23 protein-coding genes are annotated in these 23,807 nt (G+C 50.7%); 21 read left to right on the top strand and 2 right to left on the bottom strand.

Going from position 1 to position 23,807, the window contains the following annotated elements:
- Positions 1-12: 12 nt before the first annotated feature.
- Genes LQ229_RS10575 through LQ229_RS10555 form a run of 5 tightly spaced genes read left to right on the top strand, consistent with a single transcriptional unit; the run spans position 13 to position 4,259 of the window.
- Positions 13-1,068: a BtrH N-terminal domain-containing protein gene (locus LQ229_RS10575; RefSeq protein WP_230191676.1), complete on the top strand. Its 1,056-nt coding sequence runs from the start codon at positions 13-15 to the stop codon at positions 1,066-1,068.
- On the top strand, positions 1,058-1,336 hold the full coding sequence (locus LQ229_RS10570) for an acyl carrier protein (RefSeq protein ID WP_216536170.1): 279 nt from the start codon (positions 1,058-1,060) through the stop codon (positions 1,334-1,336). Before LQ229_RS10575 ends, LQ229_RS10570 begins: the two co-directional genes overlap by 11 nt.
- Positions 1,337-1,360: 24 nt before the next feature.
- Positions 1,361-2,692: a fatty acid--CoA ligase family protein gene (locus LQ229_RS10565; protein WP_230191675.1), complete on the top strand. Its 1,332-nt coding sequence runs from the start codon at positions 1,361-1,363 to the stop codon at positions 2,690-2,692.
- Positions 2,693-2,736: 44 nt separating this feature from the next.
- Positions 2,737-3,270, top strand: a complete 534-nt coding sequence (locus tag LQ229_RS10560) for a chorismate pyruvate-lyase family protein (RefSeq protein WP_216536172.1) — start codon at positions 2,737-2,739, stop codon at positions 3,268-3,270.
- A 47-nt stretch (positions 3,271-3,317) separates the two neighbouring features.
- The gene (locus tag LQ229_RS10555; RefSeq protein ID WP_216536173.1) at positions 3,318-4,259 is read left to right on the top strand and encodes a BtrH N-terminal domain-containing protein; all 942 of its coding nucleotides are present in this window, start codon (positions 3,318-3,320) and stop codon (positions 4,257-4,259) included.
- Positions 4,260-4,294: 35 nt separating this feature from the next.
- Here LQ229_RS10555 and LQ229_RS10550 read toward each other — a convergent pair whose 3' ends face one another.
- Together LQ229_RS10550 and LQ229_RS10545 are read right to left on the bottom strand one after the other, a co-directional pair.
- A complete protein-coding gene (locus LQ229_RS10550) occupies positions 4,295-5,296 on the bottom strand; it encodes a BadF/BadG/BcrA/BcrD ATPase family protein (protein ID WP_230191674.1) in 1,002 nt (333 codons plus the stop codon).
- Positions 5,293-6,597, bottom strand: a complete 1,305-nt coding sequence (locus LQ229_RS10545) for a 6-phospho-beta-glucosidase (protein ID WP_230191673.1) — start codon at positions 6,595-6,597, stop codon at positions 5,293-5,295. Before LQ229_RS10545 ends, LQ229_RS10550 begins: the two co-directional genes overlap by 4 nt.
- 268 nt (positions 6,598-6,865) lie before the next feature.
- On the opposite strand from LQ229_RS10545, the gene LQ229_RS10540 reads away from it, so the two are divergent.
- The 16 genes from LQ229_RS10540 (at position 6,866) to LQ229_RS10465 (ending at position 23,806) form a co-directional block, all read left to right on the top strand.
- Entirely contained in the window at positions 6,866-7,729 is an 864-nt protein-coding gene (locus LQ229_RS10540) for a MurR/RpiR family transcriptional regulator (protein WP_216536176.1), read from the top strand.
- Between the two features lie 201 nt (positions 7,730-7,930).
- A complete protein-coding gene (gene murQ / locus LQ229_RS10535) occupies positions 7,931-8,845 on the top strand; it encodes an N-acetylmuramic acid 6-phosphate etherase (protein WP_216536177.1) in 915 nt (304 codons plus the stop codon).
- A 51-nt stretch (positions 8,846-8,896) separates the two neighbouring features.
- The gene (locus LQ229_RS10530) at positions 8,897-10,384 is read left to right on the top strand and encodes an extracellular solute-binding protein (RefSeq protein ID WP_230191672.1); all 1,488 of its coding nucleotides are present in this window, start codon (positions 8,897-8,899) and stop codon (positions 10,382-10,384) included.
- 82 nt (positions 10,385-10,466) lie between these two features.
- Positions 10,467-11,369 (top strand): sugar ABC transporter permease, encoded by a 903-nt coding sequence (locus LQ229_RS10525; protein ID WP_216536179.1) that lies wholly within the window; start codon positions 10,467-10,469, stop codon positions 11,367-11,369.
- 25 nt (positions 11,370-11,394) lie between these two features.
- A complete protein-coding gene (locus tag LQ229_RS10520) occupies positions 11,395-12,255 on the top strand; it encodes a carbohydrate ABC transporter permease (RefSeq protein WP_230191671.1) in 861 nt (286 codons plus the stop codon).
- 147 nt (positions 12,256-12,402) lie between these two features.
- Positions 12,403-13,428: a heat-inducible transcriptional repressor HrcA gene (gene hrcA / locus LQ229_RS10515; RefSeq protein ID WP_216536181.1), complete on the top strand. Its 1,026-nt coding sequence runs from the start codon at positions 12,403-12,405 to the stop codon at positions 13,426-13,428.
- Between the two features lie 22 nt (positions 13,429-13,450).
- Positions 13,451-15,007, top strand: coding sequence for a TCP-1/cpn60 chaperonin family protein (locus LQ229_RS10510; protein ID WP_230191670.1), 1,557 nt, complete (start codon positions 13,451-13,453; stop codon positions 15,005-15,007).
- Positions 15,008-15,031: 24 nt separating this feature from the next.
- Positions 15,032-15,613 (top strand): nucleotide exchange factor GrpE, encoded by a 582-nt coding sequence (gene grpE, locus LQ229_RS10505; protein ID WP_216536354.1) that lies wholly within the window; start codon positions 15,032-15,034, stop codon positions 15,611-15,613.
- 44 nt (positions 15,614-15,657) lie between these two features.
- Complete coding sequence (dnaK, locus tag LQ229_RS10500; RefSeq protein ID WP_216536183.1) at positions 15,658-17,511, top strand: molecular chaperone DnaK; 1,854 nt, start codon at positions 15,658-15,660, stop codon at positions 17,509-17,511.
- 99 nt (positions 17,512-17,610) lie between these two features.
- Entirely contained in the window at positions 17,611-18,729 is a 1,119-nt protein-coding gene (gene dnaJ, locus LQ229_RS10495; RefSeq protein WP_216536184.1) for a molecular chaperone DnaJ, read from the top strand.
- A 157-nt stretch (positions 18,730-18,886) separates the two neighbouring features.
- A complete protein-coding gene (locus LQ229_RS10490) occupies positions 18,887-20,080 on the top strand; it encodes an MFS transporter (RefSeq protein WP_216536185.1) in 1,194 nt (397 codons plus the stop codon).
- A gap of 525 nt (positions 20,081-20,605) precedes the next feature.
- Complete coding sequence (locus tag LQ229_RS10485) at positions 20,606-20,764, top strand: YfhD family protein (protein WP_216536186.1); 159 nt, start codon at positions 20,606-20,608, stop codon at positions 20,762-20,764.
- 5 nt (positions 20,765-20,769) lie between these two features.
- Complete coding sequence (locus LQ229_RS10480; protein WP_216536187.1) at positions 20,770-21,150, top strand: hypothetical protein; 381 nt, start codon at positions 20,770-20,772, stop codon at positions 21,148-21,150.
- Between the two features lie 120 nt (positions 21,151-21,270).
- Positions 21,271-22,248 carry a 50S ribosomal protein L11 methyltransferase gene (prmA, locus tag LQ229_RS10475; protein WP_230191669.1) on the top strand — a complete coding sequence of 326 codons (978 nt, stop codon included), beginning with the start codon at positions 21,271-21,273 and terminating at the stop codon, positions 22,246-22,248.
- An 8-nt stretch (positions 22,249-22,256) separates the two neighbouring features.
- Positions 22,257-22,946: a site-2 protease family protein gene (locus LQ229_RS10470; RefSeq protein WP_216536189.1), complete on the top strand. Its 690-nt coding sequence runs from the start codon at positions 22,257-22,259 to the stop codon at positions 22,944-22,946.
- Between the two features lie 95 nt (positions 22,947-23,041).
- Positions 23,042-23,806 (top strand): RsmE family RNA methyltransferase, encoded by a 765-nt coding sequence (locus LQ229_RS10465; protein WP_216536190.1) that lies wholly within the window; start codon positions 23,042-23,044, stop codon positions 23,804-23,806.
- Position 23,807: the final 1 nt, after the last annotated feature.

The raw sequence follows: 23,807 nt of genomic DNA, 5'->3' as shown, positions 1-23,807 counted from the left end.
GGAGAGATGGCGTTGACTGGCGAGGCAACGGAAATGCGCGGCCACAAGCATATCTATTTAGGCTATATGGAATGTTTTGCCTCATGTATTCTAACCTACTTGCATATGACCGGCAGGGACGAACGGATCATGCTGCTTGATTACTGGAATTTGAAATACGATCGGCGAACGCTGTTATCCAGCAAAGACGCCAGACATATTGCGCTGAAATATTTATACGATATCGAGCTGCAATTCGAAAAAGGCGATACGAACCGTTTGATCCATTGGATTCGCCAAGGTTATTCCGTCATCGCTTTTACTACGGCTTCGGGGCTGGACTATTTCCCTAGAGCGTATGTAACGATGGAATCCGCCGGCTTGAATCATGCGATTCTGATTTACGGTTGGAACGAACGCCAACGAACATTCCTCATATCCGATCCGGTCGTTCATACATGGGCCGAGCTGACGTTGGAGCAAATGCTGCATGCCGGCATGGCGAGAACCGACAGGGAAGAGCTGCATTTTTTTATATTGTCCGGCGATTCTTCCCCCGTTTCTTCTCCCGACACGAACATATGCCTTGCCTATGCTTCCAATCGGAATCTTAAGCACTATCAGGCTACCGGCAACGTCAACCCCGATGTAAACAAGCCGGCGGATAAATGGAGTTCGATTAGCCTGCTGCTGCAAAATCGGAAAATCGGAATCAATGCGTGGACTTGTTTCGGAAATGACGTAAAAAATTCGTTGGATTGGACTCGTTCCAAACGAACGGCCTGGGTCAAGCAAAACAATCTATCGATTTCCTCCATCAAAAAAATCCGTTCCAAGATTTGGGGCGCTTATCGGGAACTGGCTTCGTTGAGCGACGATGCGGAATTAACGGGACAAAGGCATATGGACCAAATTGCCGCGGCTTGGAACCATTTAAATTTCCTGCTTCTTAAATATAATAACAAGCCGGAAGATCGTTCGGCGATGGCTGCATTAATGGAGCAAATTGAATGTTTGAAGGAATCGGAGCTGCGATTTTTAATGTGGCTGGACGAGGCAATGAGAAGAGGGGATGCCAATGCAAACTGATCTCGATGACAAAATTATAGAGCTTCTGCGTCGCAGTACAAGTGTGGGGCGAAATGCGGCGGAGATTGAGCCGGACACGGATCTGATGAACGATCTGGGCCTGGATTCCATTGCAATGGTTCATTTTCTCGCCGACGCGGAGGAAGAGTTTCAGATTACAGTGAAAGAGGAAGAAATAAGTCTCCCTATATTTAGCAACTTTCGTTCCTTGAAGGGCTATATCATACAAAAAATGGGAGCGAACCGTGGGTCATTTGGAAATGATTGAACACTCGCCGAAGGAGGGTCGATAATGGACTGGCTGCTGCGCAAAATGTCCGGCTTTGAACATCGGAACGCGATGATATTTGAAGATAAGCCGATCCGTTTCAAGGACATCGTTGCCGATTACCGACAATGGCTGCAAACGATCGAGGAACATGAAATTCGGCCAAATGAAGTCATCATGTTGGAAGGAGACTACTCTCCGAACGTATGCGCCGCGATCCTCGCATTTGCGGCCAATGGCAACACCGTCGTTCCGTTAACGGCGGGAACCAGATATAAGCAGGATGAAATGATGAGCATCGCCCAAGTCAATCGATGCATTCGCTTCCAAGGGAATCGCTATTCGGTTTCCAACCCGATCGTTCGCGAGCATTCCCCCTTCCTGGCGAATTTTACTTCACAAGGCAAGGCGGGCTTGATCTTGTTTACATCCGGAACGACCGGACAACCGAAAGCGATGCTTCACGATTTCGCCAAATTTCTTGAACGGTACAAGACGCCAAGAGAAACGTTAAGGACGCTAACGTTTCTCCTATTCGATCATATCGGCGGCCTGAATACGTTATTCCATACATTGGCCAACGGAGGGACGATTATTATTCCTTCAAGCCGCAATCCTAACGATATTTGCGCGCTCATCGAAAAATACAACGTCGAATTGCTGCCTACAACGCCGAGTTTTCTGAATTTGTTATTGTTATCGGAAGCGTATACTCGATACAACATCTCTTCATTAAAGATGATTACTTACGGAACGGAAGTGATTCCCGATGTTACGCTGCAACAAGTGCGAAGGGCGCTGCCTAATATCGAGTTGCGTCAAACCTACGGGCTGTCGGAGATCGGAATATTGCGGGCTAAATCGAGGAGTTCCGATTCGCCTTGGCTTATGATCGGCGGCGAAGGGATCGATACCAAGATCGTGAACGGCATCCTTTACATCCGATCCGAGTTTGCAATGGAAGGATATTTGAACGCTCCGAATCCGTTCGACGAAGAGGGATGGTTTCATACCGGAGATCGGGTTTGCGAGGACAATGGATATATAAGGCTGCTTGGCAGGCAGTCGGAAATGATCAATGTCGGGGGAAGAAAAGTATACCCGGTCGAAGTCGAGAATGTTTTGATGCAAATGCCCGAATTGGCCGACGTTGCCGTCAAAGGGGAGCCGAATATGCTGCTGGGGCAAATGGTGACAGCGGTTGTAAAGTTGGCGGTACCGATGACGGGACAGGAATTGAAGGGAAAGGTCCGCATGTTTTGTCGGGATAAGCTTGAAGATTTTCAAATCCCCGTCAAACTGTACATTCAAGAAGAACCGTTATTTACAGATCGGTTTAAAAAAATGCGAAGATAGGATGAATGCGGCGAGTTTAATCAAAGAGATGAGGTGGGTTCGGCATGAATGGGATTTTGGACAAATTAAGCCCATACGGAAGATTGCTCTTATATACGAAGTCTTCCATGACCGATTTGTTGGAGTTATATTACGATTCGCAAGTGAAAGTGAATGTCGTTAATCAGGTTACGGGTCATGTACCGGAGAAAGTGCAACATCTGCTAAGCTCAAAAGCGGACTTCGATTCCGCCGGGAACGTCGCCGTAAGAGAAGTGGACATTTATGTCGCGGGAAACGATCGGACGCCTGTGCTGCATGCCATTTCATTAGTCTATTTGGACAACCTTCCTGCGGAAGCCGTTCAAGACTTGAACGACAGTCAATTGCCTATAGGGCGGGTCATCGACAAATACAAATTGGAGACGATTCGCGATATTCTGGAAACGGGAGTGGCCGGCAGCGAAAGCCTGAATTCCCACTTTCGTTCCACATCCGAATTATTGTTTTTCAAAAAATACAGCATTATCCATCGATCGAAACCGATCTTCCTTATTATCGAATTTTTCCCGTGTCAAGAGCTTGTCGAAATTGCCTGAATCCGGCATGTTAAGTTTGTGCAAACGATTATCGAGGAGATGGACCGATGACGATTCCCATTGCCGCCTATCAAGGATCATTGCATTTGAATTGCCGCAAAATGCAATTCATTAGTTATTTAAGCGCGATCAACGCTCCCGTCGAATTGCTTTTTTATAACGCTATGGAAAAAACGGATGAATTATTTCAGCAAATCGTATGCGAGGGGAAATCAAGGTATCAGTATAATAGCAGCCTGCTCGGCAAAGAAGACTTGGAACTGGTAGGCATTCAAGAAAAAGCGATTTTATGCAAAGACATAAAGCAAGCGGAACGTTCCATTAAGGACATGATTGACAGAGGAAAAGTCGTTTTTATTTGGTTGGATCAATTTTATTTTGCACATCGCGTTTACTATTTAAAAAATCACTTTTTTCATTCATTTATTATTTCGGCATATAAACAAGAGGAACGGGAGACGTTCTATTATTTGCATGATTTTGATCCCGATTTTACCGGGTTTGTGGATGAAAATGCAATGGCGAAAGCGTTGGAATATTCGAAATATCCAATCGAGTTGGTTTATTTGGATTATGATCCGTCTGCCTTGCAATTCGCTCAAATACAATCTCTTTTTCAAGATCGGATGGATCGTAATGACGATACGTTTTCTTTGTATGAGTGGATTTTTGCGCAAGTAGACGAGGATATGAATGATGAGACATTAACGAAAATAGATCATGCGTTAGCCATGGTCACGGGATCGAGATATTTGCTCTCCAAATATTTGACTCAAGTGAAATCCGGTCAAGCGGTGATTGCGCAGGCGGAATATATCGCGAACTTTGCCCAGTTGATTAAGAACGTGTTTATCAAATATACGATAACAAGGAAAATAAACAAAGAGAAACTGAAAAAGCTGATTCTCAACTTGAAAATGAATGAAGCGAACCTGAAAAATGAATTGCAAAATAGACAACATAAAATCCTAGTGCCAAAGCGGCACTAGGATTTTATCACCTTCGGCGGGATAGAATTTCCCTATTACAAATGCATTATTGTATCAATGATGTTCCGGCGTATCTCCGAATCAACCGGGCGGCCCCATGCCAGTTCCAGCGCCCATAGGACGGCGCCGGTCGCAGGCGGAACTTGGAGGATGACGAAATGGCAGCGATGCCGGGTCAATTGCTCGACATAGTCGGCATATTTTTCAAACAACAAAGGACTTTCCGCTTTGACCCACACGGAACCGGCTAGAATGACATCGACGTCCGTTCCGAAATCGAGATTGTGCATGCATCCTACGGTGGATTGCGCCAATTGTTTGGCAGTATTGTCGATAATGCCGATGGCTGCGCGATCCCCTTGATCCGCCGCGGAGAACATGATTTGCATCAACTCGGTGTTGGGAAGCGAACGCGCGAGCACGTAATCCATGGTTGCTTCGGCGAAGGCTTCTTTATCCGGGATTTGCAATAGCTCCATGACGGGATCGGTCATGGAGGTTTTCGGTCCCGAGCGATAGTAATAGTCGTAGACGGCCCGAAGCACTTTGCGGGCTAAATAGTATCCGCCGGCTTCGTCGCCGAAAAGCTCGCTCCCCATGCCCCCTACTTGCAGACGTTTGCCGCTGGGGGAAATGCCGCCCGTACACGTACCGGAGCCGTTGATGGAGCAGACGCCGAAGCCCTTGTCGCTGCCTGCTTTAATGCCGAGAAAAGAGTCGTTGTCCAAAGCGTAACGGGCAAAGCCGATCCGCTCTACGATTTCGCACAGGCTGGCTTTCTGCGACGGAAGATCCGCGCCGGCCAGACCGAAGGCGCCGGTGGCGACATGATCCATCGTTAATTGATTGCGCGCAAGCAGAAGCTGTATATTCTCGTTCATGACCCGATATGCGCTGGCATACCCGTCGGAGAAACGTTCATGGCTGCATGTGCCGGCATGAATATGATCGATAAAATCGCCCTGCATGTCGAATAGAAAGTAATCTGTCTTGCTATTGCCCCCATCGACCCCGATTACGTATTTTTTGTCGGTCATGATGGCGTAACTCCATGGAAGAACTGCGGCAAATACGCCTTGTGGGCTTCCTTCAATTCATGGAAACTGGCAATGGCCGCATCGTAATCGCCTACCAGCGGATTCATCAGCAGCGCGCGCATGGCGGCGTCTTCGCTGCCGCTTACCGCGGCGGCGACGGTCTCCCGCTCGTACGCTTTGACCATGCGCATATAATCGATAATATGCCGGTTTGTGAAATCGCGAATCGGGATCGGCTTCGCGCCGTCTTTGCCGACTATGGCGCACACCTCGACGGCGTCGGAGTCTTCCATGAAATCCAACGCGCCGCGATTGAGCACATTGACGACATGCACCTCTTGCTTGTCGTTATAGATCGCGTCGACAAGACTGATCGCTACTTCAGAGTAGTTGGCCCCGCCGCGGGAAGAGAGCTGTTCGGGCTTGCTATGAAGCCTGGAATCGGCGTAAATTTGCAGCAATTCCTCTTCGATTTGCATGCATTTTTCGCCTCGCGACAACTCGCTCTCCATCAAAACTTTCAATTTTTTATTTTTGAAATAATAGTATTCCAAATAAGAGGAAGGGATAGCTCCTACCATTTGCACAAGCTCTTTGCCGAAGCCGCTGGAAGGAATGTTCTTCATCGCTTCGCTGTTGAGTCCCATATGTAACGCTGTCTTCAAATAATCGGTCCCGTCCTGCTCAATCGCGGTAATCCAACTGAGATGATTAAGGCCGACATAAGTAAACTTCGGATCCTTCAACTGAAGTTTTTCGCGAATGCTTTTGAACATATTGAACGGAACGTTGCATAGCCCGAGCATCTTCACTTCGGTATGATTCAGCAGCGCTTCCGTAATGATTCCGGCCGGGTTGGAGAAATTAATGAGCCACGCTTCCGGACATAACGCTTTCATCCGTTCCGCGATTTGCAGCATGACCGGGATGGTGCGCATCGCTTTGAAGAAGCCGCCGATGCCGCAAGTTTCCTGGCCGATCAAGCCGTATTTGAGCGGGATTTTCTCGTCGAGAACTCTCGCGGGCAGCTTGCCTACGCGAATCTGACCCAGCACAAAATCGGCATCCCGGAGCGCTTCGTCCAAGCTTTGCGTCATCACGACGCGGCAAGGGATCTGTTCCGCCCGGATCATGCGCTCGCATAATTTGCCGACGATTTCCTGCTTTCTCTCATCGATATCCATAAGCGCCAATTCGCCTATCGGAAGCGAGCCTTTGCGTTTGATCATGCCTTCGATCAACTCCGGCGTATAGGTGCTGCCCGAGCCGATAATGGCGATCTTCAATTTATTGTTCTTCATCACGTCCACCCTCATGCCCCTTTAGACTGGAATTCCATATCGATTTGGCGCTATTATAGCATGGCGGCCGAATCCTTTACAATAAAATTCAGAATAAAATTTTATTATGATTGATATATTTTGAAATAAAAATTCGGAATCGATGCATATTTTCTTTATTTATTCAACTTTCTCTATCTTGTCATTTGCGAGAAATACGCTTAATATAAAATAGAATTTCAGTTCGGTACGGAAGCGGGGAAATATTCTATGCAAATAGGAGGAAGCTATGGCGATACACGATAATATTTTGATCAAAATTCGGGACATGAAGGATAGCTTGACGCCGGTAGAGAGAATGGTGGCCGAGTATATATTGGCCAATTTGGAGGAAATTCCGCATCTGTCGATTAAAAGCTTGGCGCAATTGAGCAAGACGAGCGACGCGTCCGTCCTTCGTTTCTGCAAAACGATGGGTTACAGCGGTTACCGCAGTTTTATCGTCAGCATTTCCGCTTCTTTAGGTTCGATGGACGAGGAACATAAGAACCAGTACACGGACATCCAGCCGGGAGACGATCTGTCCACGATCATCGCCAATATTTCTCTTAACAATATCAAGTCTATCGAAGATACGCTTAGCGTTATGAATCGCAATGAAGTGGCTCGCGCGGTGAAGATACTGCGAACTTGCAACCGCATCGTCTTTTTCGGCGTCGGCGCTTCCGGGCTCGTATGCAAAGATGCGGAACAGAAATTTTCAAGAATCAATAAAATATGCCATTCGTATACCGACGGACACGGCCAGTTGACTGCCGCTACTTTGATGGGCAAAGGCGACGTGGCGATCTTTATCTCCAATTCCGGCGACACGGTGGAAATTCTCGACTCGCTCGAAATCGCCAAGAAGAACGGCGCAAGCACGATTGCCATTACGAAATACAACAAAAGCGAGTTGGCGGATAAATCGGATATTTTGCTCAGCATCTCTACGCCGGAGATTTCAATCCGCAGCGGCGCAATGGGATCGCGAATCGCGATGCTGACGGTTGTCGACATTTTATTCGCCGGGGTGGCGAGCGCGGAATATCAGAACGTGAAAAAATATTTGACCAAAACCCACAATATATTAGCGAGCAAGCATCGAAAATGAACAATGAAAGACATCGGCTATATCCAAAGACGGTGTCATTTTTTGTCCTAAAAAAGAAATTTAAAACCGACAATTATTTTTATAATAAAATTTTATTTCAAATTGTATTGACGAAATGATAGTGCTTCCATTAATATTAACTCAAACATCTTTATCGAGAGATTGATCAACTCATGCAACATTGAGGGTAGGAGAATAGGTATGAATGAATATTTCGCTGGACTGACAACGGAGAAGATTAACCAGAGTACTCAGATGATAGACGAGTGTACGACAGAGGAAATGCTCCGACTCCTCAACCAGGAAGATGCTAAGGTTCCAGCCGCAGTAGCTGCAGAAATTCCGCAAATTATGAAAGCGGTTGATATTCTGCATCAAGTACTTAAAAACGGCGGCAGAATGTTCTACATAGGCGCTGGGACTTCAGGCAGAATAGGTGTGCTCGACGCATCCGAATGTCCGCCGACGTTCGGCGTTGACCCTAGCATGGTGCAAGGGCATATAGCCGGAGGCGATGTGGCGCTGCGATTGGCTGTCGAGGGTTTCGAAGACAATAAAGAGGAGGGGATAGCGCTCATTGAACGCTGCGGCGTGACGAATCGGGACGCTGTGATCGGAATATCCGCCAGCGGAAGCGCGAATTTCGTTATTGCCGGTTTGCAGAAGGCCGCCGAGATCGGGGCCGAAACGATAGGTGTTACCAATAATAAAAATTCAAAATTGGAGGGTGTCTGCAAAATTTGCATTGCGCCCGTCGTCGGACCGGAGGTCATTGCGGGGTCTACGAGACTGAAGGCAGGCACGGCGCAAAAATTGGTCCTCAACATGCTTACGACTTGCACGATGGTGAAATTGGGAAAAACATATAATAACCTCATGGTAGATTTGAAAGCGAGCAATAACAAATTGTACGACCGCTCGATCCGCATCATCAAAGCTGCTACCGGAGCGGATTCGGAAACGGCGATTCATTTTCTTGAAAAGGCTTCCATGAACTGCAAGCTTGCCATAATGATGATGAAAACCGGGTTGGATGCGGAGAGTGCGGAACGAGCGCTGGGGCAGCATGACGGGAAATTGAAAGCGGCGATTCGTTCTTGCATGAAAGTGCTTTAGGCAGTCATGATTTTTTATATAAATAGATATTTTGAAGAGAGGGTTATTTCGATGAAAAGAAAAATACGTGTTTTCGCATTTATTATGGCTCTCATGATGCTGCTTGGGACGATGGCGGCATGTTCATCCGGCGGAGGCGGCGGCTCCACCACGACGCAAGGCAATGAAAATCCGCCGGCCGCCGCGACGGAACCGGATAATTCGAATTCCGGCGAGACGCCGAAAACGGAAGAGAAAGATACGATTACCGCGCTGCTGCCGCCGGTAACACTTGAATTCCAGGACCGGTTCGAAGAAATTCAAAAGGAATTTAACAAACTATATCCTAACTTGACCTTGAAATTGGAGCCTGCCAGCTGGGACGATATGACGCAGAAGCTCGATACGCAAGTCAATGCGGGCAATCCGCCGGATCTTGCCTTTATTTCGTCCGCGGCGATTGCCAAATACGTTCAGCAAGGCATGCTGATGGATATTTCCGATGCGGCGACGCCGGAAATGTTTGAAGATTTCGACAAAGCTCCGTTAGATTATATGAGAAACGGGGACGGCATTTACGGCTTCCCGGCTTATATGGAAGTTCATGCGATCGGCGGAAACAAAAAGTTTATGGAAGATGCGGGAATCGACTACAAAACGGTGCAGAAAAACGGCTGGACTTATGAAGAATTCCGCGAGGCGATCAAAAAAGGAGTCGTCAAGGACGGCAATAAAACGAGCCGTTACGGATTCGTATTTGCTACGGCCGGCGCCGCCACGGCGAAAGATTATTTGAGCATCTTAGCGAAAAACGCCGGAATGCCGGCCGCATTCGATGAAAACTTGAAATTCGCTTACACCAGCAAAAACTATTTGGTATTATTGAAAGCGATCCGGGAAATGATCGACGACGGTTCGATGCCGAAAGAACTAAGCTCCATCGACGCCGGCAAACGCTGGAACATGTTCCTGACAGGCCAGACGATGATTACGGGCAAAGGACTCGCCACCTTCGAAAACTTGGCCAATAAAAACAACGAAAAGATTAAGGCCAACGACGGCAGCGCGGTGAAAGACAGTATCGAAGTAGAATATATTGTTCTGCCTGTTCCTACGTTCGCGGGACAGAAGCTGCAAGCAAGCACGGTCGTTGACGGATACGTCACTTTCCGCGGCAAGAAGGAACCGACGCCGGAACATAAGGCGAATGTTGTCAAAGCGGCTTATTTCCTGGCTAGCGGCAAAATTGCCGCCCTCACGAATAACGATATCTTCGCGGCTCATATTACGAAGAGCGCCAAAGAAGCTGCCGCAAGCATGGAAACGAATAGAAACCCCGACAATGTCGCTGCAGTCGAATTTATGCTAGCCAATGCAACGCCGGCCCGTCCGGATATTCCGACCGATTTGGGCGCGAAGGCGATCAAAATCGAGGATGAAGTCATCGTTCCGAAATTCCAGGCGCTGCTCGCCAATGAAATTACGCCCGAACAGATGTATGATGCGGTGAAAGAAGCCGCCGTCAAAGCGTTCGGCGAAGACGGAATCGTCAAAGATTAAGATCCGAATCGGATAGCCGCATATCGGATGCGGCTATCCGATCCATGTTCATGAAAAGTGATAAAAAAAGGGGACCGGTGGTATGATTCAACCAATGATATCGACGAGAAAACGGAAAAATAGAGGAGACGTGGCATGGGCCTGGGCGTTTATCGCTGTGGCGTTGGTTGTCTATGCGTTGTTTACGGCGTATCCGGTTGTCAGCGCTTTCATTATCAGTTTTCAGGAATATAATCCGTTAGGGTCCACCTTCACCGGTTTGGCGAATTATGCGAACACGTTTCAAGATTCTTTATTCTGGAAATCGATAGGCAATACGGTCGTTTACACCGCTTTAACCGTGCCGGTCAACCTGATCCTGTCCTTCGGCGTGGCGATTCTGGTTTTGCCTTTGAAGAAATGGGCGCAAACGACGTTCAAGGCCATCTATTACTTGCCTATGGTCGCTTCCGGCGTTACCTTGGCCGTCGTATGGCTTTGGATTTACGACCCGCTGCCTGCCGGCATCCTGAACGAGTTCATCGGGGTATTCGGCGCGGAGAACAAAAACTGGCTCGGCACAAGCGCCTATGCTATGTTTTCGCTTGTTCTGATGTCATGGCTGTCCAGTCACGGCACAAGCATCATTATTTATTTGGCTGCATTGATGGGGATCGACAACAGTTATTATGAAGCCGCCGAACTGGACGGCGCCTCTTTCTTGCAAAAACTATGGTATATCGTTATTCCTTTTCTAAAACCGACGACATTATTTTTGTTGGTAACCGGAGTCATCGGTTCGTTCCAAGTATTTCAGAACGCCTTCCTCATGACGGGCGGCGGGCCCGATAATGCGACAACCATGGTAGGTTTGCTCATTTTCAACAACGCGTTTAAATATTTCGAATTCGGCAAGGCGGCTGCGCAATCGTTGCTGTTGGCGCTCATTATCGCCGGAATCTCATTGGTTCAATTCAAATTCCTCGGCAAAGATGTAGAATATTGATCGGGAAGGAAGGGGAGAACGGCATATGGCGCTGTATCATAATCATGTAGGCAGACCTGCAGTTAAATATATTAGAAACACCGTTATTGTTATCATCCTTCTGCTCTTTGCGTTAGCGACTATTTTTCCTATTTACTTTATGGTGATCTCATCGTTCGGCGATCCCGTTGAGGCGGCAGCAATCAATTATGCAATCTTCCCTGAGAAAATTTCGCTTGCTTCCTATAAATTTTTCTTCGATTACAGCGAACATTCGGTGAGATGGCTTGTTAACTCCCTCATCGTGGCGACCAGCGTTATGGTGACGAACGTCGTCTTCGCCAGTATGGCGGGGTACGCTTTCTCGAAAATTCGCTTCAGGGGAAGCGGCTTGCTGTTTGCGATATTGCTATGCGCCATGATGATCCCGTATCAAGTGACGCAAGTGCCTTTGTACATTTTATTCGTCAATATTTTCGAGCTGCAAAATACGTATGGCGCGTTAATTTTTCCCGGCATTGTTACGGTGTACAATATTTTTCTGGCCAAGCAATTTATGAGCTCCATCCCTTCGGAAATATTGGAATGCGCCAAAGTGGAGGGCTGCAATCAATTTCAAATTTATTTGAAAATTATATTGCCGTTGTCCAAAACGGTCCTCGCCGTGATGGCCATCCTGACCTTTATGGATAGCTGGAACACCTTCTTCTGGCCGCTGCTTGTCACGAATACGATGGATATGCAGACGATTCAGGTCGGGTTAAAAAATTTCCGCTTTGCCAACTCGACGTATTTCGCGCCGATGATGGCCGGGGCTACGATCGCCGCTCTGCCGATGTTCGTGCTCTTCTTCAGTCTGCAAAGATACTTCCTCGAAGGCGTTACGGTAGGGGCGGTCAAAGGATAATCGCCTGATTTATGAAATAGCCGCTGTAAAGATACTGAACCGACTTGACAATCGTCTTGTCAGTTTGGTATTTTTGTATTATCGGTTAGCACTCAGTGGGTAAGAGTGCTAACGAATTGAACGAAACGGGCAGGGGAGGGGTTAGGCATGCTAACGGAACGTCAAAGAATGATTTTAACCGCAATCGTGGACGACTACATTCGTTCTGCAGAGCCGGTAGGCTCCCGAAGCATTTCCAAGCGGGGGGAAGTCGGTTTCAGCCCTGCGACGATTCGCAATGAAATGTCCGACCTGGAAGAACTCGGTTTTCTGGAACAACCGCACACGTCTGCGGGCAGAATTCCTTCTCATAGAGGATACCGCTATTATGTGGATCATTTGGTGAAATTCGGCGAGATCGATGAAGAAGATTTGAACCTGATGAAATCTTTTTTTGCGGAAAAGATAAGTGCGATGGAACAATTGATCCAGCACGCCGCGGCTATTTTGTCCAATATGACTAAATATACGTCGATCGTCCTGGGGCCCGAAGTGTTCGACACTTCGTTGCGCCATTTTCAATTGCTGCCGCTGAGCGAGCATACGGCCGTAGCGATTATCGTGACGAATACGGGCCATGTGGAGAATAAGACGTTAACGTTGCCTGCGGGCGTCTCCGCATCGGAACTGGAGAAGATCGCCAACATATTAAATCATAGGCTGACGGGCGTCCCTTTATATAAATTGAAATCGAAATTAATCAACGAAGTCGGGCGGGAAATGCGCAAATACGTGTCGCATTACGAGGAACTGATCGACGTCGTCGAGCAAGCCTTGGAAGGCGGCGGCGATCATCGCGTCTTCTTGAGCGGAGCGACCAATATGTTGAATCAGCCGGAATTCCGCGACGTCGACAAGGTGAAGACGATTCTCGATTTATTGGAAGAAACGCCGACAATTACGAAAATTATTTCCTCGGTTCCCGACGGCATTCAAGTTCGAATCGGCACGGAAAACAACCATCAGGCATTTAATAACTGTAGTTTGATTACGGCTACGTATACCGTCGAAGGCAAAACGATGGGGACGATCGGCATACTCGGTCCGACGCGAATGGAGTATGGCAAAGTGCTCGGCCTCCTCAATTATTTGTCGAAAGATTTGACAATCGTTTTGGAACGCTGGTTTAAATAAGGTTGAGAGGGGAGCGGCGGGTATGAGTCAAGGGAAACCAAACGCGCTCGATAGCGACGAGCGTTATGCGGCGCTGATTAACAATGCGGGCGCGATCCGGGCCGTATGTTCCGCCGTTGAAGGCACGCTCGGCCCGAAGGGGCTGGATGCGATGCTCGTCGGTACTAACGGGGAGATTATCATTACGAATGACGGGGTCACGATATTGGATAAGATGGATGTGACTCACCCCGCTGCCAAACTGTTGATTCAGGTCGCACGTTCCCAGCAGCGGGAAGTCGGGGACGGCACGACGACGGCGACCGTGCTCGCGGGCGCCATGGTGCAGGAAGGCGTCTCCCAGGTGACGCGCGGCGTCCCTCCTACCAAAGTCGTGTCCGGTTTGCAGCGCGGCGTCGCTCTGGCGATCGAAGCGCTGCAGCGCCGGGCCCGTCCCGTTACCAGCTTGGACGATCCGCTGCTAAGGCAAACGGCTTACATCGCCGGGCGCGAACAAGCGGACATCGTCCATTTGGTGATGGAAGCGGCGCAGCGGCTCGGCAAGGACAAATTGCTGGACCCGCAATTTCATTTGGCCGACGCCGTATCGGCGCATGAAAAGGCGGACAACGAAGTATGGCCGGGCATACTGCTTCGGTACAAGCCGGTTCACCGCCATGCCGTAACGGCTAGAACGGACGCGCGCGTGTTAGTGCTGCGCGACGCGCTCGAGCCGGAGCAGTTCGGCGAAGAGTTGATGGCGACGGAAGCGGGCTTGGCGCGATATATGGAATTGCGCCAACATTTCGAGGCGCAGCTCGAACGGCTCCGGGCGCTCGATATCGGGCTGATCGTGCTTGAACGGGGCATTCATCCGGATGCCGAGCAGTTCTGCCACGATCATCGAATGATTGTCCTGCAAAGGGTGAACCGGGACGAAATCGCGCGCATATGCCGCCTGACCGGAGCCGTTCCGATGCGCCGTACGGCCTTACATAAGTCGGAAGAAGAAATCGGACGCATGCTAGGCACTGTGGGCAGCGTACACTATGACGAACGGCTCGAACGCGTTCGGCTGGCGGCGAGCGAGCAGCGGATCGAGGGAGCGATAGACGGCCAGACGGTGACGATCATCGTCGGCGCCAGCACCGCCGAAGTGGTAGGCGAGCGCGCGCGGATCGCCGCCGATGCGGCTTCCGCCGTTCAAGCCGCCGTGAAGCGGGGCATTCTGCCCGGCGGAGGCACGACGGAATTGGCCGTCGCCGCCGAGCTCGAGCGTCATCGGGATACGGTCAAAGGAATGGAAACGTTCGGACTGATGGCGGTGGCGCAAGCGCTCAGCAAACCGATGGCGCAAATCGTCTTGAACGCCGGATTTAATCCGCTCGAGAAGGTGGAGGAGGCGCGGGCGGCGCAGCTCGAGCAAAATTGCGATTCGATCGGCGTCGATTGCGATACAGGCGGCTTGATCGATTACGCCGAACTGGGGATCGTCGATCCCGCATTGGTGAAAATACACGCGCTGCAGGCCGCGGGCGAAGTGGCGGCCGCCGTGCTGCGCATTCATAATGTCATCAAAATGCGTCAAGGAGGTGAATGAATCGTGAATCGGAAAGAGAATACGATGGATAAGAAGGTGGACGAGACAATGGAAGAGACGAATGATCAGCAACAAGAAGTTGCTTCTTCACATACAGAATCTCCGGCAGAGGAGCGGACGGAAACGGAAGCGAACGCAGAGCAGCCGACGGAGCAAACGAATGAATTGGAACAGTTGCGCGCATTGGCCGAAGAGAACAATCAACGGCTGCTGAGAGCGCAAGCCGATTTCGATAACTTCCGCAAACGTACGCTGAAGGAAAAAGAAGAATTGGCCAAATACGCTTCGATGAAACTGATCGACCAATTGCTGCCGGTTGTCGACAATTTCGAACGAGCCTTGCAGGCAGGCCAGGACAATCCCGAAATGTCCTCCTTTTCCAAAGGGGTGGACATGATTTTCCGCCAGTTCCTTCAAGTGTTGGAACAGGAAGGACTGCAAGCGATGAACGCGGTCGGCCAGCCTTTCAACCCCGAATTCCATCAGGCGATTATGCAAGTGGAATCGGACGATCATGAAGAAGGCATCGTGGTCGAAGAAGTCCAAAAAGGATATATGTTGAAGGATAAAGTATTGCGCCCGGCTATGGTGAAAGTAAGCGGGTAACCGAGATGTGGAAATAGCTCACAATATATTCAGGAGGTAGTAGTATGGGTAAAGTAATCGGTATCGATTTAGGAACGACAAACTCTTGCGTTGCGGTAATGGAAGGCGGCGAGGCGGTCGTTATTCCGAATCCGGAAGGCAACCGGACGACTCCTTCGGTCGTCGGATTCAAGAAGGACGGCGAGCGTATCGTCGGGGAAACGGCGAAACGCCAGGCGATTACGAATCCCGACCGCACTATCATTTCGATTAAGCGCCACATGGGCACGAATCATAAAGAAACGATCGACGGCAAAGATTATACGCCGCAGGAAATTTCCGCGATTATTCTGCAAAAGCTGAAAAGCGATGCCGAAGCGTATTTGGGCCAACCGGTCACGCAAGCGGTCATTACCGTTCCGGCTTATTTCAACGACAGCCAGCGCCAAGCGACGAAAGACGCCGGCAAAATCGCCGGCCTGGATGTGCTTCGCATCGTGAACGAACCGACGGCGGCCGCTTTGGCATACGGGATGGAAAAAGCGGACGATCAAACGATTCTCGTCTTCGACCTTGGCGGCGGAACGTTCGACGTATCCATTCTGGAGCTTGGCGACGGCTTCTTTGAAGTGAAGGCGACGAGCGGCGACAACCATCTGGGCGGCGACGATTTCGACCAAGCGATTATCGACCATTTGGTAGCCGAGTTTAAAAAGGAACAAGGCATCGACTTAAGCAAAGACAAAGCTGCGGTTCAACGTTTGAAAGACGCGGCGGAAAAAGCGAAGAAAGAATTGTCCGGCGTCATGACGACGACGATCTCGCTTCCGTTCATTACCGTCGTTGACGGAGTTCCGCAACACTTGGAATTGAATTTGACACGCGCCAAATTCGAGGAATTGACCGAATCGCTCGTCGAACGGACAATGGGCCCGACAAGACAAGCGTTAACCGACGCCGGCTTAACGCCGAACGATATTGATAAAGTCGTGTTGGTCGGCGGTTCCACCCGCATTCCGGCCGTACAAGAAGCGATTAAACGTTTGACGGGCAAAGAGCCGCACAAAGGCGTGAACCCGGACGAAGTCGTCGCGCTCGGAGCGGCGGTTCAGGCCGGCGTATTGACAGGGGATGTAAAAGACGTAGTTCTGCTCGACGTGACGCCTCTGTCGCTCGGAATTGAAACGGCCGGCGGCGTATTTACGAAAATGATCGAACGCAACACGACGATTCCGACAAGCAAATCGCAAATTTTCTCCACTTATGCGGACAATCAGCCTAGCGTTGAAATCCACGTATTGCAAGGGGAACGCGAAATGGCTGCGGGCAATAAAACGCTCGGACGCTTCATGTTGGGCGACATTCCGCTCGCACCGCGCGGCGTGCCGCAAATCGAGGTTACTTTCGATATCGACGCGAACGGGATCGTCAACGTATCGGCAACCGATAAAGGAACAGGCAAAAGCCAAAAAATTACGATCACTTCCTCCAGCGGCTTAAGCGACGAAGAAGTCGAGCGCATGATGAAAGACGCCGAGCTGCATGCCGAAGAGGACCGCAAACGCAAAGAGCTCGTCGAAGCGAAAAATAACGCGGACCAACTCGTCTACACGACGGAGAAAACGTTGAAAGATCTCGGAGACAAAGTGGATCAAGGAGAGATCGACAAAGCGAACGCCGCGAAGGACAAAGTGAAAAAAGCGGTCGAATCGGATAACATCGATGAGATCAAATCGGCTTCGGAAGAGTTGACGCAAATCGTGCAGCAATTGTCCGTCAAGCTGTACGAGCAAGCGGCTCAGGCGCAGCAAGCGCAAGGCGGGGCAGACGCGGGGCAAGACGGCGGCGCAGCCAAAGGCAAGGACAATGTCATCGACGCCGATTACGAAGTCGTTGACGATCAGAAAGATCAAAAATAAGTTTCAGCAACGCAAACGTACGTTGAAACGGCATAGTCAAAGCCAGGCGCAAACTTGGCTTTGACTTTCGTTTTGTAATCATAAGATGGGGGTTGACTAATGGCAAACAAGCGGGACTACTACGAAGTGCTCGGCGTCGGGAAGAACGCGTCCGAAGATGAGATTAAGAAAGCGTACCGCAAGTTGGCACGGCAATATCACCCGGACGTCAATAAGGCCGCGGACGCAGAAGAAAAGTTTAAAGAAGTGAAGGAAGCGTACGACGTGCTGAGCGATACGCAAAAACGCGCCACGTACGACCAATACGGCCATATCGATCCGAACCAGGGAATGGGAGGCGGCTTCGGCGGCGCGGATTTCGGCGGCTTCGGCGACATCTTCGACATGTTCTTCGGCGGCGGCGGACGGCGCGATCCGAATGCGCCGCAGCGCGGCAACGATTTGCAATATACGATGACGATCGAGTTCAAGGAAGCGGTATTCGGCAAGGAAACGGACATTAAGATACCGCGTACGGAAAACTGCGACACTTGCTTCGGTACGGGGGCGAAACCGGGCACCAAGCCGGAAACCTGCTCGACATGCCGCGGGACCGGCCAACAGGAAGTGGTGCAGAATACGCCGTTCGGCCGGATGGTCAACCGCAGGGCTTGCTCCACATGCGGCGGAACGGGCAAAATCATCAAAGAACGTTGTACGACATGTCACGGCGCGGGCAAAGTGAAAAAACAACGCACCATTCACGTCAAAATTCCGGCAGGCGTCGACGACGGCGCGCAACTGCGCATGTCCGGCGAAGGGGAGAGCGGTTTGCGCGGCGGACCGCCGGGGGATTTATATATTGTCTTCCGCGTCAAGCCGCATGATTTCTTCGATCGGGAAGGCGACGACATCTATTGCGAAGTGCCGCTCACGTTCGCGCAGGCGGCGCTCGGCGACGAGATTGAGATTCCGACCTTGACCGAGAAGGTGAAGCTGAAGATTCCGGCCGGAACGCAGACAGGAACCTATTTCCGCTTGAAAGGAAAAGGCGTTCCGCGCTTGCGCGGCATCGGGCAAGGCGATCAGCACGTCAAAGTCGTGATCGTTACGCCGACGAAATTAAGCGAGGAGCAGAAGGAATTGCTCCGCCAGTTTGCCGGATTAGACGGCGAACATACGCATGAACAGCAGCAATCATTTTTTGACCGGATGAAAAGAGCGTTTCGCGGCGAATAATTCGCCATCCGTCCCGTTCCACAATGCCATCGTGGAGCGGGATATTTTTTATATGTCGGGCGTTTTCCTAAACAGCAAATTGGAATGATTTGTATTGATTTTCTCGTAAAAAGATTTATAATATGGGGATTACGAATCGAATGCGGGAGCGTAGCCAATGAACAGACTAATTTGGATGGGATGTTTATCGTATTTATTAATCGGATTGGCCCATGTCGTCATCGGATCGGTTTTGGTCGAGATGGTCGGGCGTTACGGCGTCAATTACGGCGTCGGCGGACAACTCGTATTCGCTCAATTCAGCGGTTTCCTTGTGGGAGTGCTGGCGATTCCGTGGTTATCTTCGAGATGGGGCAAGCGCAGCTGTTTAGTCGTCTTGTCCGCTTGCTTAGGCGTTGCCGAACTGGCGTACAGCTTCCTTCCCGCCTGGGAATGGATGTACGCGATCGGATTTGTCGCCGGGTTCGGGTTCGGCGGCATCGAGGCGGTTGTCGGCGCGTTGATCATCGATTATATCGAAGAGAAGAAAGCGGTCGTCATGAGCAGGCTGGAAGTGTTGTTCGGCGTCGGCGCGCTTGTTATGCCGCTGATCGCCAGTTGGTTGATTTTACGGTCGGCCTGGCAGTATTCTTTTATCCTAATTGGCGTATTTTCTTTGATTATGGCTTTATGCTGGGCGCTATTGCCGCTTGGCAAAGTAGACCGCGACATCGCCAAATCGGCCCGCGTTTCCGCGGCTAAGACCGGCACAGCGGCATATGTTCGGCGGGAACTTCCGCTTCTCGTTATATTCGCTTGCTTCTTTCTCGTCTATGTCGGCGTCGAGATGAGCATCGTCAACTTCGTCCCTGCCGTTTTGATCGATCATATTAACATCACGCCGGCCGCCGCATCGCTAAGCGTCACGTTTTTCTGGATTACGATGGCGATCGGGCGCTTATTCGCCGGCTTCATCGCCGAGAAGATCCAATACGCCAATTATTTGCTTTGGAGCACGCTCGGATCGCTCGTCATTTTTATCGCTTTCGGCTTCGCTCCGAACGGATGGAGCTCGTTCGCGGCCATTATGGCGTTGGGCTTGACGATGTCGGGCATTTTCGCGATAGCGCTCATCTACGCCAATGCGCTGCTGCCGGGCAGAACGGAGCGAACGACCAGCATTCTCATCGCTTGCGGCGGGATTGGCGGCGCGCTGCTGCCGCTTGCCACCGGCTGGACGATCGAGCGCCTGACGATGGGCGCCGCGATTGGATTATTGGCAGGAGGATTCGCCATATTGCTCCTGCTTAGCATCGTCGCTTTCCGGTTGAAGAAGCGCGTCGTACCGCAAACGATTACGGAGTCCGCTTAAGCAGACAATCCGGCACTCCCTGAGGGGGCCGGATTGTTTCAATCTTGCCCGTTGCCGATTTGCCCGCCGCCGAATCGCTCGCAGACATGTTGTAAGAAATACAACATTTCGGGCGGAGAGAAGGCGGAATGGGGCGCTATGCTGCATAGAATGCAACATAATCGGGGTTGAAATCGCTTCAAGCCCCGCTCTAAAGGCAAAATGTTGTATAAACTGCAACATTGCCAGCATTTTTATCAGGAGAAGAAACGAAATGTTGTATTTTATACAGTATAGATCCCCGTTTCTGAAGGCAGGCTGAAATTTTGGAACAACGCGGAAGCAAAGCACCCTCAAGCCCTTTCTTCGTTCGCCGAAGTTCGGCCCGCCGTCGAATAAATGCGACGGAAGATCGCCTGCTCAAGCCGGAATCGCCCCGGATGGCGGGCGATCTTCGCCTTCCGGTTAAAATCTTTTTGTTTGAAGCATTCTATAGGATAAGCAAGGCTTACCATCAATAGAATGAAACAGCTAAGGAGAAGACCGATGAACAACAATAACGGAAAAAGACGCGCAAATCCTAACAACCGTTTGCCGGTCGCGAAAAACGAAGATGTCGAGTTTGCGCAAGAGCTCGCGGATCAGGCGGATGTAACGGCGCAGCGCCGCGCGGCGGAAGCGGACCGGCGCCAGGAAGCGGAGTGAGAGCCATGAGCGAAGCGCAGTTGAAAGCGGCGTTCGTGCGGGAGGCCGACGCGGAAGCCGCAGCCAATAAGTTGAAGGCGCTGCGAATCGAGCAAGTGTCGTTCAACCGGACGGGCGGCCGCGCGGACGATGCCGGACTTTCGGACGAAGAAGGGTATTATGCCGCCGCCGCCCTCGGAGGCATGGGCTATATGCCGGGATCGACCGCATCCGCATTGGGCGGAATGATTCCGTTCGCTGCCGTTTCCGAACTGGGAGACGCGCTCGGGGACGACGGCAACGGCGGCGCTCCGCAGCGCCATATCGTACTCTCGGCGAGCGTCAGCGACGAGATGCGTGACAAGGCGGAGCGAATTATCGAACTGGAAGGCGGCACCCTTCTTTAAGCGGTGCTGAAAAGCTGACTTTTGGAACACGCATTTTAACTCCCGACCACGGGAGTTTTTTTGTGAAATATTATATTGTATAGTACAATAAAACGATAAAGCAATTTGGGGGGAACATCGATGTTGTGGCATGAAATAACGATACATACGACCGAGGAAGCGGTGGAGATGATCTCCAATTTTTTGCATGAAGCGGGTGCGGGCGGCGTATCGATTGAAGAATCGGGAACGTTGAACAAAAAGCGGGATACATCGCTCGGGCAATGGTACGAGTTTCCGCTGAACGATATTCCGGAAGGACAAGCAGTCATTCAAGGTTACTTCGCCGAGGAAACCGATATGGACGAAATCGCGGAGCAAATACGGCCTCGCATCGAGCAGCTGCGCGAATTCGACATCGATCCGGGCCAATATACCATTCGTTTTCGCACTGTGAACGAGGAAGATTGGGCGAACGCCTGGAAGCAATATTTCAAGCCGATTCGCGTATCGGATACGTTAACCATTAAGCCGACGTGGGAACAATACGCGCCTAAGAGCCAAGACGAGAAAATAATCGAGCTCGATCCCGGCATGGCGTTCGGAACCGGCACGCATCCGACGACTTCGCTTTGCCTGCGCACATTGGAGAGCGTCATTCAAGGCGGCGAAGAGGTTATCGACGTCGGCACCGGTTCGGGCATTTTGGCGATCGGAGCCGCGAAGCTGGGGGCGAAGCAGGTGCTCGCGCTTGATTTGGACCCGGTGGCGGTGTCGAGCGCCGGGGAGAATGTGCGTTTAAACGGATTGGAACATCAAATTACCGTTCATTTGAGCGATCTGCTTCAAGTGTTGAACGATGCAAACGGCGAGGAAGGTGCCAAGCTCGGCGTTACGCTGCCCGTTCAGGTGGTCGTCGCCAACATTTTGGCCGAGATTATTCTGCTGTTTATTGACGATGTATATCGGGTTCTGCAGCCGGGCGGTACGTACATCGCCTCCGGCATATACAAAAATAAAGAGCAAGTCGTTGCGGACGCTCTGGAAGCAGCGAACTTCACGATCGTGGAACGGTTCCGCGACGAAGACTGGATCGCGTTTGTCGCGAGAAAGAAGTAGGTGAATCTATGGAAATGTTGCAGCAGCTCGTCCGTTTTCCTCTAGAGCATGTACCCTTTATTTTTCTCGTCTTAATGGTCGCATTTACGGTACATGAATTTTCGCATGCTTATTTTGCGTACAAATTCGGCGATCCTACGGCGAAGCTGCTCGGGCGGGTTACGTTAAACCCGCGCGTGCATCTTGACGTGCTCGGTACGATTTTGTTGTTCGTCGCCGGCTTCGGCTGGGCGAAGCCCGTTCCCGTCAATCGGGACAACTTCGCCAATCCGCGCCTGATGGGGATCGTCGTCTCGGCGGCAGGACCGATGAGCAATTTATTCGTCGCGTTCATCGGGACGATGCTCTACTATATTCTATTCCGGTTTCATTTGGCCGAATGGATCTTATCGCAAAATGTCCGCGTATACGAAGCGATCGACATTTTCCTAGGCTATTTGGTCAATATCAATATTTTATTGTTTCTGTTTAATTTGATTCCGCTGCCCCCGCTTGACGGGTACCGGATTTTGGAGGATTTGGCGCCTCGCGGCCTGCGCGGGAAGCTGCAGCAGTTGGAGAAATGGTCTATTTTCATTTTTTTGATTATCGTCTTTATCCCGCCGATCCAGAAGGTGACGCTCGTGCCGCTATTTTCGCTGATTCAGCCGATTCATGTCGGTTTCTACCGTTTCTTCACGACATTGTTCGGCACGTAGATCGTTCTGTGGTAAATGTTATAAACGCTAGATTTTGCGGGGCAAAAGAGTTATGATGTTGTTTGGTGATTTAGAGCGATTAAAGGTTGATGAACATGCAGCGTTATTTTATTGCGCCGGACCAATTCGGCGAACATACGGTGACGATCGTCGGCGACGATGCGCGCCATTTGACGAAAGTGATGCGTGCCCGAAGCGGCGAGAAGATCGTTGTGTGCGACGGGGTATCGCGCGAGGCGGTAGCCGAGATTGCGAATATCGGCACGGGCAGCGTCGAAGCGAAAATTATCGAGCTGCGGCCCGTTACGCAGGAGCCTTGGCTGCAGGTAACGGTTGCGCAAAGCTTGCCCAAAGGCGATAAGATGGAGACCGTCATTCAGAAATGTACGGAAATCGGCGCCGTGCGTTTTATCCCGTTCGTATCCGAACGGACCATCGTCCAGTACGATGCGAAGAAAGAAACGAAGCGTCTGGAGAGATGGAGCAGAATCGCGAAGGAAGCCGCGGAACAAGCGCATCGCGGGCGCATTCCCGAAGTGGAAGAGACGAATGCTTGGAAGCAATTGCTGCATCGTTTCGCGTCGTACGATCTTGTTTTGTTTTGCTATGAAAAAGAACAATCCGGCAAATTGCGCGAATGCATCTCGCCTTTGATCCATAAAAGGGACGGCGGCGGAACGTTAGACGTTCTGCTCGTGATCGGCCCGGAAGGCGGGTTCGCCGAGGGCGAATGCTTGGCCGCGGAAGCGGCAGGGGCGAAGCCGGTAGGGTTGGGAGCGCGAATATTGCGCACGGAAACGGCCGCGATGGTCGGTTTGACGTGCCTATTATATGAATCCGGAGAGATGGGAGGAGTTTGAC

The sequence above is a fragment of the Paenibacillus sp. CECT 9249 genome, from assembly GCF_918697855.1.
Lineage (GTDB): Bacteria > Bacillota > Bacilli > Paenibacillales > Paenibacillaceae > MSJ-34.
The sequence above is the reverse complement of the archived record's forward strand: the minus strand, read 5'-3'. Positions and strand labels throughout refer to the sequence as shown.